This is a genomic window from Proteus terrae subsp. cibarius (assembly GCF_011045835.1).
Taxonomy (GTDB): domain Bacteria; phylum Pseudomonadota; class Gammaproteobacteria; order Enterobacterales; family Enterobacteriaceae; genus Proteus; species Proteus cibarius.
Map to the genome: position 1 here is coordinate 1,906,839 of NZ_CP047349.1, position 13,126 is coordinate 1,919,964.

The 13,126-nt window shown below is 34.5% G+C and carries 11 protein-coding genes; 1 reads left to right on the plus strand and 10 read right to left on the minus strand.

Annotation, left to right across the window (positions count from 1 at the left end):
- Positions 1–8 precede the first annotated feature (8 nt).
- Positions 9–500 carry a hypothetical protein gene (locus GTH25_RS08925; RefSeq protein ID WP_075673630.1) on the minus strand — a complete coding sequence of 164 codons (492 nt, stop codon included), beginning with the start codon at positions 498–500 and terminating at the stop codon, positions 9–11.
- A gap of 275 nt (positions 501–775) precedes the next feature.
- On the opposite strand from GTH25_RS08925, the gene catA reads away from it, so the two are divergent.
- A complete protein-coding gene (gene catA, locus GTH25_RS08930; protein ID WP_099660381.1) occupies positions 776–1,417 on the plus strand; it encodes a type A chloramphenicol O-acetyltransferase in 642 nt (213 codons plus the stop codon).
- Positions 1,418–1,670: 253 nt separating this feature from the next.
- Here catA and ahpF read toward each other — a convergent pair whose 3' ends face one another.
- From ahpF to GTH25_RS08975, 9 genes are all read right to left on the minus strand, one after another.
- On the minus strand, positions 1,671–3,236 hold the full coding sequence (gene ahpF / locus GTH25_RS08935) for an alkyl hydroperoxide reductase subunit F (protein ID WP_075673632.1): 1,566 nt from the start codon (positions 3,234–3,236) through the stop codon (positions 1,671–1,673).
- 69 nt (positions 3,237–3,305) lie between these two features.
- Positions 3,306–3,869 (minus strand): alkyl hydroperoxide reductase subunit C, encoded by a 564-nt coding sequence (gene ahpC, locus GTH25_RS08940; RefSeq protein ID WP_006536680.1) that lies wholly within the window; start codon positions 3,867–3,869, stop codon positions 3,306–3,308.
- A 279-nt stretch (positions 3,870–4,148) separates the two neighbouring features.
- The gene (locus GTH25_RS08945) at positions 4,149–4,799 is read right to left on the minus strand and encodes a hypothetical protein (protein WP_226891900.1); all 651 of its coding nucleotides are present in this window, start codon (positions 4,797–4,799) and stop codon (positions 4,149–4,151) included.
- A 314-nt stretch (positions 4,800–5,113) separates the two neighbouring features.
- Positions 5,114–6,637: a carbohydrate porin gene (locus tag GTH25_RS08950; protein ID WP_156733446.1), complete on the minus strand. Its 1,524-nt coding sequence runs from the start codon at positions 6,635–6,637 to the stop codon at positions 5,114–5,116.
- A gap of 676 nt (positions 6,638–7,313) precedes the next feature.
- Positions 7,314–7,469 (minus strand): hypothetical protein, encoded by a 156-nt coding sequence (locus GTH25_RS08955; RefSeq protein ID WP_164530186.1) that lies wholly within the window; start codon positions 7,467–7,469, stop codon positions 7,314–7,316.
- Positions 7,462–8,298, minus strand: a complete 837-nt coding sequence (locus GTH25_RS08960; protein WP_099660379.1) for a PadR family transcriptional regulator — start codon at positions 8,296–8,298, stop codon at positions 7,462–7,464. Before GTH25_RS08960 ends, GTH25_RS08955 begins: the two co-directional genes overlap by 8 nt.
- A 424-nt stretch (positions 8,299–8,722) precedes the next feature.
- Positions 8,723–10,561 (minus strand): tyrosine decarboxylase, encoded by a 1,839-nt coding sequence (locus GTH25_RS08965; protein ID WP_075673636.1) that lies wholly within the window; start codon positions 10,559–10,561, stop codon positions 8,723–8,725.
- 516 nt (positions 10,562–11,077) lie between these two features.
- Positions 11,078–12,103: an NAD(P)H-quinone oxidoreductase gene (locus tag GTH25_RS08970; RefSeq protein ID WP_099660377.1), complete on the minus strand. Its 1,026-nt coding sequence runs from the start codon at positions 12,101–12,103 to the stop codon at positions 11,078–11,080.
- Positions 12,104–12,231: 128 nt separating this feature from the next.
- A complete protein-coding gene (locus GTH25_RS08975) occupies positions 12,232–13,116 on the minus strand; it encodes a 4Fe-4S binding protein (protein WP_075673638.1) in 885 nt (294 codons plus the stop codon).
- Positions 13,117–13,126 lie beyond the last annotated feature (10 nt).

Here is a 13,126-nt window from a genome sequence, read left to right on the forward strand (position 1 = left end):
CTGACTTTTTAACTATCCATTTTACTGTTGTTATCTTTCTCTTTTGAGACTTTGTTAATATCAACTTTATAAGCAGATGGTGCTAATAATGCAACAAGCCCCCCAAGTAATAAAACAAAAGAAAATACCATCATCATAGTTGGTGCATTAAATAAAAAATATGGCATTAATACTATTGGACTAGCTGTAAAAATAAGTGAAATAATGACAGGATATTTTATACCAATATCTCTCACACGTTGAGATAAAATAAGCGTAAATATGTAAACTTGTATTATTAAAAACACTAATTCCATTAGGCCATAAGATGTGAAAGAGAATTGGTAGTAAAAATAATTTTCAGTAACCAACTCTATTTTTTCGGGATAAAGTAATATAAACCATCGATCTGCTAAGTTCTCTGCAATAGCGAAGAAAATTGTCCAAGCAATTTCTAGGCCTAAAAAAGAGAGTCTTCCACGTCTTTGTTGTTTCCATTGATAAGCAAGTTTAGCTTGCATAATAAATCCCTTCATTTTTAAAGTGTATCTCTATCTTTTTTATCATAATACAATTAATATTTATCTCCAAAATAATAATATCGTAATCTGATAAAAGCACAAAAATACCTTTAATTTTTGATATTTAGTGTAACAATTCGCTCTTATTATTTTGCTTTTTTTATCTAACTAAAACATTAAATATATAAGGAGCGATTATGCTACCTATTCAGACAACCCGTTTTGCCCTTCTTCGTTAAAAACAATTTTATTACTTAACAAGAAGGGCTTTAAAAATGAATTATCAAAAAATCAAATTAGAACAATGGAATAGAAAAGAACATTTCTTACATTATCGACATGACCTACAGTGTAGTTTTAGCTTAACAACTAAAATTGATATTACTGCTTTAAAGACAGTATTAGCTAAAAATAATCTTAAGTTTTATCCTGTAATGATTTATTTGATTGCGAAAACGGTTAATAGCTACCCTGAGTCTAGAATGGCGATCAAGGATAACGATTTAGTTATTTGGGATTATATCAATCCCGCATACACTATTTTTCATCCAGAAACTGAGACTTTTTCAGAGTTATGGAGTGAATACTTTGAGGATTGGTGTCCTTTTCTAGAAGGATATAATCAAGATTATCAAAAATATAAAGATAATCTAAGTCTATCCGCAAAAGCTAATTTTCCTGAAAATCACTTCTGTATTTCGATGATCCCATGGGTAAGTTTTGATGGGTTTAATTTAAATGTCGCTAATATAAAAGATTATTTTCCCCCTATTTTTACTATGGGAAAATATACTCAACAAAATGACAAATTTTTATTACCGATATCTATCCAAGTTCATCATGCGACATGTGATGGTTTTCATATAGCTAGAATGGTTAATAAACTCCAAGAGTTATGTGATAGATTTTCAGGTTGATTATATTGATTTTTAAATAAAAAAACCGCTCTCTTATCTATTGAATAAAAGAGCGGATTATTATTAAAGCAACTCACTTGAAAACCAATAATTATCTAACTTGTTTTTTGATCCATTTAATTTCTTCATTGGTGAATCGAATATTACTTTGTTTAGTTATATCAGTATCTAATTAGCTAATAACTTATGTACAAAAAAAGGCATCTTAAAAAAGATGCCTTTCTCTATAACTTATTGATTATTTTTGATTTACTTATTTTGCACTCGTGCGAATTAAGTAATCAAAGGCGCTTAATGAGGCTTTAGCACCTTCACCTGCGGCGATAATGATTTGCTTATAAGGAACTGTTGTACAGTCACCGGCAGCAAATACACCTTTGATATTAGTTTCGCCACGGGCATCAACAACAATTTCACCCATCTTATTACGCTCAACAGTACCTTCTAACCACTGTGTATTAGGTAATAAACCGATTTGAACGAAAATACCTGCTAATGCAATATCGTGCATAGAATCATTAGTACGATCTTTGTATTTTAGGCCAGTTAACTTAGTGCCATCGCCATACACTTCTGTGGTTTGCGCATTTAAGATAACTTCTACATTGCCTAAGCTACGTAATTTTTTCTGTAATACCGCATCTGCTCTCATTTCTGGAGCAAATTCTAATACTGTTACGTGTTCAACTAAGCCAGCTAAGTCAATTGCAGCTTCAACACCTGAGTTACCACCACCAATAACAGCAACTCTTTTTCCTTTAAACAGTGGGCCGTCACAGTGTGGGCAATAAGTTACACCACGAGTACGGTACTCATTTTCACCGGGAACATTCATATTTCTCCAGCGGGCACCTGTCGCAATAATTAAGCTACGAGTTTTTAAAATTGCACCTGATGCCGTTTCAATTTGGTGTAATTCCCCTTCTGACGCCCCTGGAATTAAACGACTAACAGTTTGGCTATCAATCACATCCACTTGGTAATCATCAACATGGGCTTTTAATGCACCAGCAAGTTTTGCACCTTCGGTTTTCGGTACTGAAATATAGTTTTCAATATCAACAGTATCAAGAACTTGGCCACCAAAACGTTCACCAATAAGACCTGTATTTAAACCTTTACGAGCAGAATAAACAGCAGCTGATGCACCAGCAGGGCCACTACCCACAATCAACACATCAAATGCATCTTTTTGATTTAACAATTCTGCAGTACGTTTTTCTGCATTGCTGTCTACTTTGTTAACGATTTCAGCTAAGGTCATGCGACCTTGACCAAACTCGTTACCATTTAAGAATACAGCAGGAACGCCCATGATATTACGTTCCTGAATTTCATTTTGGAACATGCCTCCGTCAATCGCAGTATGTGTGATTTTCGGATTTAAAATCGCCATTAAGTTTAATGCCTGAACAACATCTGGGCAGTTATGACAAGAGAGCGAATAATAGGTTTCGAAATGAAACTCACCGTCTAACTGACGAATTTGTTCAAGTAATTCTTGTGCTTCTTTTGATGGATGACCACCGGTTTGCAATAATGCTAAAACCAATGAAGTAAATTCATGACCTAATGGCGAGCCCGCAAAGCGAACACCCGTTTCTTTCCCTGGGTTGGTAATAAGAAAAGATGGTTTACGTACATTAGCGTTATTATCTTCACGATAAGTGACTTTATCGGATAATGGTTCGATTTCTTTTAATAGCGCTTGGATATCAGCAGAATGTTTGCTGTCGTCTAATGTTGCTACTAACTCAACTGGCTGGGTTAATCGTTCTAAATAAGCTTTCAATTGAGCTTTTAAATTATTATCTAACATTTTTGCACCCTCAATAAAATCGGGTGCCGAGACACCCGATAAATAACTTTTTAGTGGCTTAATTCTTATTTAGATTTTGCCAACTAAATCCAGTGATGGAGCTAAAGTTGCATCACCTTCTTTCCATTTTGCTGGGCAAACTTCGCCTGGGTGGCTAGCTACATACTGAGCAGCTTTCACTTTACGCAGCAGGTCTGATGCATCACGGCCAATACCTTCAGCTGTGATTTCAATTGCTTGGATGATACCTTGTGGGTCAACAACGAAAGTACCACGGTCAGCAAGGCCTTCATTCTCACGCATATTTTCGAAGTTACGAGTTAATGCGCCAGTTGGGTCGCCAATCATGCCATATTTGATTTTACCGATAGTTTCTGAGCTACTGTGCCATGCTTTATGGGTAAAATGTGTGTCAGTAGAAACAGAGTAAATTTCTACGCCCATTTTTTGGAACTCAGCATAATGATCAGCTAAGTCACCTAATTCAGTTGGGCACACGAAAGTGAAGTCTGCAGGGTAAAAGAAGAAAACGCTCCATTTGCCTTCGACGTCCTTTTCAGTCACTTCTACGAATTGACCGTCTTTAAATGCCATGTTTTTGAATGGTTTGATTGGGGTATTAATTAAAGACATTGTATTTCCTCCTGTTTGGTATGGGTCTAATGTACCTATTCCACTTGAGAATAGCTAATACATTCCTGCTATCAGTTCAATAGGTTTTACCTAATGAGTTGAAGAAATTGATAGAGATAGGTTAACGAAATGTAGCTATTAAAGCAAATGCACAACAAGTAAATTGTACCTACTTTCTATTAGCCTACTCTCTGTTTAATATCTTTATCCTCAGTAACAGAAAAATCATAACCTAATGAATTATAAAATTAATATCTATCATCATAGATAAATTAAATATTACTTCACTAATTTGGCAGGTTTTAGAATAGTGTAAGTACACTCAAATGCTGCTTTTTGAATACGATAAATATCGTGGCTATCTGTTATGGATTGCACAACCGCATCGCCCGATTGAAAGCGTTGTAATTCTCCCCAAGGTGCCTTCATTGCAAATGTAGGTGTAGATTCAGGAACGATAAAGTAATTCATCTCAATGCCTTGGGGGATAAAAGGCTGATAATCACTAGGATAAGATGCTAGATTAATTTCACTTTTCTCTGCGGGATTGTAACGCTGAGCAAATTTTGCTTTTCTTACCAAGATCTCCTCATTACCTGTTTCTGGGCAAATATTTTGTACTACCCAATCACCTACTTTTGCTGGTTCTGAAACGGTTTCGACTCCTTCACCTTTAATTATTGTGGTGATAATCTCACCTTCTTTGGCTGCCCTTGCTAGGACTGGCTTGGTTTTAATTGCAACACCTGTGATCCCTGCTTGCTGAGCCTGAGTGAAGTAAGCTACGCGTTCTTTTTGTGGCAATTGAGAAAGGTCATTAGCAAATACAAATGAAGGAATTAAGGCTAAACCTATTAATGGTATTTTTGTTCTACTTTTCTTATAGGTTTTATCGTTATTTGAATTACTGTTTTGTATATAGAAAGACATTGAATTATTTCCTGATAAATATCATCCGTACTTAATACGCTATTTAAGGTCTGTAAACGTTAAACCGATTATGGCAGGAAATAAAACAAAAGTACTCGTAAAATCAGTTACCTAATTAAGAAAAATTCAAAAATTCGAGAGGTCTCACAACTAGAAATAACCAAGGTTCAGAAAGTAAAGAGTTCAATCTAGTTAATAGATTTAATGACTATATACATTATATAAGAAAAAAGACTTCAACTAACCAACTGTACGTTGTGTTTTGAAGTCTTTATATATGAAGCTAATCGTTAACTTTGAGTATAAAAACAAATTTAAAATAGATACTTAAAGCGGATACGGGCACCGTAACGATCTTTATCACTACTATGTACATTAATATCGTCTTTACCATCTATACGTGAATAATAAGCACCTAAATAGGTTTTAAAATTATCCATATCTAAAATATTTGGCAGTTCATAAGAAGTAAATACCGTATTGATATTGTATTTGCCAGGATTGAGCGTTAAATAGGTGTCATTTTGATCACTGCTGTTTCCGCTTTTTTGATAGTAAACTTTAATATCATTATGAGCATAGATATAACCAAGTTGAAATTTGCGCCATAAAACATTACTACCAATAGAAAAATCATTTTCACCTTTAGCATCAAGATAAGCAGCACTTAAATTTGCAACAATGCCGTTAATAGGATCATCAGCTAAAGTGTCCCATTTTACAGTTAAGCCATAACCTGTACGTTGCGATTGATCTTGAAATTTTCCATTTTCATCATCATAGCCATAGGCTTTACTTATTACGTTTGCGTCTATCGCACCTGCAATTGTTAAGTTATCTTTTTGCCATGCAACAACAGGTCGCATATAAATAACATTTTTACGATTATCAAGTTTACGCCCGTGATACCCACCATCTTTGAAAACAGAAGTTCCATCTTCAACTAAAGCATTTAACTCAAAATACCAGTCGTTATAGTGTGTATTAACCATCATGCTACCACCATCACTACTACGACCTCGTCCTTCTTTCATCATATAGATATAGCCAAAACCATCACCATATAAATCATTTGCTGTATTACCTGAGTATTCAACAAATGTATCTTGGTTTAGAGGGAACATGTCGTAAGCTTCATAACGACCAATTTTATATTGCCATTTATCACGTTGGCCAAAGTAGAAAACAGCATCATCTAGATTCATTTTACCCGTCATGTCAGCCATTGGCTGAGCACGAAAACCAGCATAATTACCGTTTTTTAATTCTCGTTCACCATCCACACCAATTAAAATACGCCCATTAAGTGACCATTTTTCATTATCATCAAAATCTTTTTGATTGCCGGGCATCATTCTCATCGATGTTAGTTGCCCTTTCTTACTAGCAGCATCGATATTATATTCCACGTCACCGTACAATTTGAGATCACCCCAATTTGTATTAGTAGAGAAAAAGCCCGTACCTTCTTTATTTTTCGTACTAGCTAACTGAGAGGATTGTTTTTGTTGGATTTCATTAAGTTGAGTTTGTGCACTATTTACTTTTGCTTGAGCCTCATCAGATTGCTTTTCTAATATAGCAATGCGTTGCTCCATGTTGACGGTTGTAACATGATTCATTACTTTCTTTTCTTGAGATAAGCTGTTGGAATTAATTAATTGCTCAAGGCGAGCCACTTTTTGTTCTGCTGCGATGGCTCTAGCTTCCGCAGCGGTTGCACGTTGTTCAAGGGTATTTAACCTTGCTTCAATTGCACTTATATCGGTTTGTGCGTTTGCGCATAATGGCGTAGCGAGTATTAAACTTATCACAACAGATAATGCTTTTACTTTCATTCGAATATTCCTAAGTTAGCAAATGTTGGTTTAACAGGTACGGCAAATACAGAACAATCAATTTGGTTAATCGATTGTTCTATCTAATGAGCGTGTTGTTATTTTTGTTCGATAATATCGTATAAATATCAATCGGTTATTCGCATCGTTATTTCTATTCTTAACAATAAATAAATCCATATCTTCATTGCCTTGCCATTATTTTTACTGATTAACTTCCAGTATCATAAGTAAGACTATGTTTGAACTAAGGCACTTATTCTCGTTTAAGTACTTACAAACATTTATTATTCTGATTTGGTATTTAATTTATTGTTATTAGAAGCATATCTCTGGTTTGTGTTTTCTATTTTTATAATGGCTTACTAGCCTAAATAAAATAATCGTTAACATGGAACATTTCCACAATCATTTGTGATTTTTTTGAGGTTGGTACAATAACCTAAGAAAAAAGACACAAATAACCATCAAAATGGGGGATATAGAAAGAAAATAAAGTGATTTATTAAGTAAGGTTTAAACTAAGCAAAAGATAGTTAAGATCTGAAGAGAGTAATTTTATAACGCGGTGTTATTAGCTTCTATTATTTAGACACCTTAGTATAAAGGTAAGCTGATATGGTGGAAGAAGAAGAACTGACAGAGGTCATGTCATTATAACCTCCGTCCATCATTATCATATTCTGCCAGGTTTACGTAACGCTCTACGAAAGTAAGAAACTGGCATTTTAGGGCAAATTTGTTCTTTTACTGCTGGATTATTTTCCAAATCTTCTTTGTCTATTTCATTATTTCTTCTTGAATTTTGTAGCTGAGTATCTGTTTTATTCATCTTCCCTTTCCTCTGAGATCAATGCCTCATTAATAGCTTCAATTTTCTCAACTGCTTCATTAAGAATAGAAGCAATACGTCCTGCTCTTTCCACAGAGAGCTCTTTTAACACTAATTTATGGCGTAAAACTGCTTTTAATTTACCAACAGCAGATTCAATTTCCTCAGAAACACCACCTGCGTTTTGAGATAAATCTCTCGCATAAGCCAGTTTTCTTTGAATGTTGGCCTCTATTTCCTGATGTTCTGCTAAAAATGCAGTGCCTTCAGGTGTAATGCTGTAGTTTTTACGGCCTTTTTCAGCAATGGTAGCAAGTAATAGATCTTGCTCTTCAAGTAATGTTAGCGTTGGATAAATAACACCCGGGCTAGGTACATATAATCCTGAAGAAGCCTCATCTATTTCTTTAATAATTTCATAACCATGACTTGGCTTTTTTGAGATCATGCTAAGTAACAGAACTCGTAAATCACCATGATCAAACATACGTTTTAATTGGCGACCTTGACCTTTTCCTCTGCTACCACATCCACGACCACGTTGTTTTCCGCGCCCTTCAGAACCGTGTTCTCCATGGCAACATTCACCGTGTCCTTCGTGTCTATGTCCATGTTCGCCATGACGACATTCGCCACGCCCTTCATGTTCATGACAGCATTCACCACGTACTTCGTGTCCATGACCATGTTCACCATGGCAACAATGTTCACCATGATGTTCTTGGTGTTGGCTATGTTTACCTTTACCACCACAACACCCTTTTCCGTGGCCATGTCCACCATTTTCAGCACGCTGTTGATAAAGTGAGTTTAATGCTCGAATCATCATAAATATTCCCTCATTGTTTTAGATATATCGAATTCATGTAGTGCAATGTAATCCGATATATCTAAATGATCAAGCTTTAGATATATCTAAATGCACATCTAAATCGATTCTTTCACTAACAATATGATTTATTTATGATTAAACTTTTAAAAATATTGACTTAATTATGAATGATTCTCATTCTCTAGTTTGCTTTTATGTGCTATCAGTGAAAATAAAAGAAGATAATTAATAGAAAAGAATAAAAAATAGGTATTTTTAGCTTAAAATTCACACAAATAGCCAACTATCTTTAGAAGAAGATAAGTGACACTGTCACTTATTGCTATTAAAAAAAAGCGAAAATAATGATTAATAATCCACTACTTCGCTTTTTAACAAAAATTATTTTAATTGTAAGAAATATAACAAAAACGAGATATCGCTACTTATTATCTAATGCTGATAAAACCACTTTCTTAATATATTGATATCCAGCCTCAATCTGTTGTTCATCACAGGTTTCGGTACTTTTTATAGTCAACTGTAACAAATTTAAGTGTTTGATAGTTTCCCACTCATTGTTATCAAAATCGCACTCAGAACAAAACTGTGCTGGTGCATCATCACTATTGCGAGCACAAAGCGTTAACAAACTTAAATCTTGTTTATGATGACTTTTTATAACCAAGTTTTCATAGATTGTTTTATTAAGGTCATTTTGCGTTTTTAAATCCTTATTTCCTTTTCTTACAATCGCAAAATTTAGTTTATTAAAGTCACATGCAGATAAAACACGAATATAATAATGCTCACCTTCTTTTTCGAAAGTCGTTGCTTGATTAAAAAACTGCTCAAGTTTGACGCGCGTTTCCCATTGAATTTGTGCATATTTTCCATATCCAGATGAAGTAAAAGGATAGAGTTGATGCACACTCCACATCGACGCTACTGCTGGCGCGGATTGAATACCATCAATCTTAGGAACATCATCTGCTTGCTCTGGGCATAATCTAGGAGGGTTTGTTAAAAAACGACTAATACGTGCATCTTTAATACATACTACACCCGTAGGATATGGTGAAAATCCAGCTTGAAACGGTTCAAAAGAAACTGAATCGGCGAGAGAAAGTTGTGTGATACTTTCATATATTTCGGGTGTCAACTCAAGTAATGGGGCTTCTTTTTTTAATTTTTTACACAGAATCTGATAAGGAATAAGCTCGTAGTTATCATCAAGAAATAAGCTTTTCATATAACCAAATTGAGATGCATCAATATGGATATAAAATGAATTGTTGTATTTTTCTTCGCACTCTTTTCTTAGTTCAAAAAGAGGCTTTAACTTATCAACACAACCATAAGACGGTGCACCTAATATTCCTATAACGCCAAGAATTGGCTCACCTTGTTCAATCAATCGAAAAACAATACTGCGTGTTTTTTCAATATCAGTTTTAAACGTTTCATCAATAGGCAATGCAATAAGATTATCATACCCTAACCCAAGTATATCCATTGCTTTTTTCCAAAATTCAAACCGAGAAACAGGAACAAGTAGTTTTCCTAAATGCATTGTTTTTGTCATGCCCGTTCCTCGGCATGTTAAATGACTAACATCATCAAAAATCCCGCGCTCATTGAGTTGTTCGCTTATTGCTAAAATATCTGTGACAGACATATTGAATAACTCAAATGCTTTTTTATCTGCAACCAAATCTCGTGATTTTGGATGACGAGCAATTGCCATAGGTAATGTTTTTAAATTTCTGAGCGCCCATAATATTTCATAACAAGCTAGAGTATGACTTGTTGTGATATGACCAAATGCGTCCTCTGACGAGAAGCCGATTAATTTACAGAGATCATCTGTAATTTTCTTTTCTTGTTCTTTTAGTAAGGGGGAGTTGTTATTAAAAACATTATCTGAATTGTATGCTAATGCAGAAAGATAACCGAATTTCGCCAATTGCATCACTTGTGAATGATGATGGGAAAAATAAGGTTCAATATCAGATTGATTATAACTATTTTGCTGTTTTAAAGTCTCTAAAATACTTTCATAAGCATTATCTACTGCTTTTTTTTCAATAGTATTACTTTTTATTTTAGCGTCTAAACTATCGCTATTATTTCTTTTCACTTTATTTGCTTTAGAAAAAGAATACTCACTATTCATTAATATTTTTGCCATCTCTCGATGATAACATATAAGGGTATCAACGGTTCGGGTATGGTATACACGCTCTGTAGCACTCAGACAGGTTTGTTTGTAATTTGCCATCATCGCACCTATATATAAATTTTTATTATCTGTTTTAATGAGAATTATGTTTATTGATCGTTAATAATTAACCTTTATTCAAATGATATACTACATGATGAGTAAGAATCTTCTTTATTTTATTGATATTAGTTAATATTTTTCTAATTTAATTTAAGTAACTCACACTTTGAGGATAAATGATTTAGCTTTATTTGTTAGTTTCTTTAATTTATTATCAATTTTGATTTAAGTTATATTCCTGTGGATGTGATATTATTTTTGCTAAAGTCAACACTTAAACCTATCCTAATTGGAATAAATGAATAATTATATCGTTTAATATCTATTAAAAAGAATGGATATTAAATTACTTATCTGAAATAGGAATTTATTTATTTAAATGTAATTCATTTTTTCTTCAATATATAAAAAAACACATGAAATATTGAACATGTGTTTTTCGGAATATTCGCTTTTTAGGAAGGAAAATAATTTCTTACTCTTATATCAAATAAGTTTTAATTACTCTTGTTTTTACTCTTTTTTGTTATAAGGTAAAATTTCAAGCATCACTTTACCAATTAGATCACCAGACTCCATTAATTGATGTGCTTTTCCCACTTCTTTTAATGGGAAAGTAGCATTAATGATCGGCTTAATTTTCCCTTCAGCAATAAGTGGCCACACTTGTTTTTTTAGCTCTTGCGCTATTTGTGCCTTCTCTTCTATTGAACGAGATCGCATCGTTGAACCAGTGTGAATTAAACGCTTAATCATCATTGGCATCATATTTAAATTTTTAGGCATTCCTTTCATCATGCCCACTTGTATAACGCGCCCAAATTTGCTGGCAACTTGATAATTCTTTTCTACGTAATCACCGCCAATAATATCAAGGATGACATCAACGCCTTTTCCTTCAGTTAAAATAGGAATTTCTTTAGCAAAATCAACTTGTTTGTAGTTAATAACATAATCAGCGCCAAGATCACGTGCTACGACCGCTTTTTCTTCAGAGCCAACAGTTGTATAAACTGTCGCTCCTATTGTATGAGCCAGCATTATGGCTGTGGAGCCGATTCCCGAGGTTCCGCCATGAATAAGAACAGATTCACCTTGTATTAGTTTTCCTAACTGGAATAAATTAGCCCAGACGGTAAAAAAATTCTCAGGCAATGCAGCTGCTTCAATATCCGTTAAATTCATTGATGGTAACGCGATGTCTTCATGTGCAATACAGTATTGAGCATAACCACCACCAGCAACTAAGGCACAAACTCTATCTCCCAGTTGCCATTTAGTGCAGTTTTCACCTAATGCGACAACTTCTCCGGCAACTTCAAGACCTGGAATAGGTGAAGCATCAGCTGGTGGCGGATAACTACCTTGACGTTGAAAAATATCGGGGCGATTAACACCAGAAGCACCAACTTTGATCAAAAGATAATGTGGAGGAAGTGGGGGTATCGGTGATAATTGAGGTTGTAATTTATCTATATCACCTGGCTCTGTGATGGCAATTTCTAACATATTCGCAGGTAAAACAGTTGTTTTCATCATATACTCCCATTTTATTTAGGCTCACTCGGAATTTAATGATAAATAAGCAAAATCAACCCCCTATTTCTGATTTTAATTAGAGTGTTGGCTTATAAAGCACTAAATAACTTAAGTGTATTTGAGAGAGATTATAACCAACCTTGCTTCTGATGTTGTATGCAAATCGGGCACAATTTTGCTTCTGGCGTCCATGATAAAAAAGCTAAACGGCATTTTTCACAGTGAGCATCATAATAATGATAGTGTGTGGGCTCGTTATTTTTAGCAACTTGTTCATTAATATGAATAGATTTAGGAAAACAAACCACTTCACAACTCATACAACCTGTACAGCGCTTTTCATCAAGTTTGAATATATTATTTTCAAGTTCAATCGCACCTTCATCACACACTTTGGCGCAGGCAGAACAAAGAATACAACTGTCTTTATCTAGCTGAATTTGGAACCAACTGTCTTCAGGATAAAGTTGCTTTCTTGCATTTAACCCTGTTCTTACTTGATTTTTATTGAGCGGCTTATCATCCAGCTTTTGACGAAAAAGCATAAAGCGACGCCCACTATCAATATCAGTAGGCTCTGTGATAACCAATTGCCAAATAGGCTCTTGTAACGTTTTTAATTGAAGATTTAAGTTTGCTAAAACAGGAAGCCATTTATCCACTAAAGGCTGTGCTATCTTCATGCCTCTAATTTGATATTGGCGATGCCACACTAATAATTCTTCTGTACTTGCTAACGGTTCATCATGATTAACAACAAGGTAATTATCTTGATATGTTCTTTCATGAGGTGCGATATTTTCTATCGCATCAACGGGACAAGTAAATAGGCAATTACCACATTGAAAACAGAGTTCATTGTCTATTTTTACATCTAAGTGAGCAAATGTGATAGCACCCACAGGGCAAACTTTGGAGCAACTATCACATAGGCTTTGTTTGAGGCGTTTTCTAACACATTTATCATTAATAATTGGTTCAGGAGGAAGATCCACCTTAATAAAACGCCTCATACATCACTAC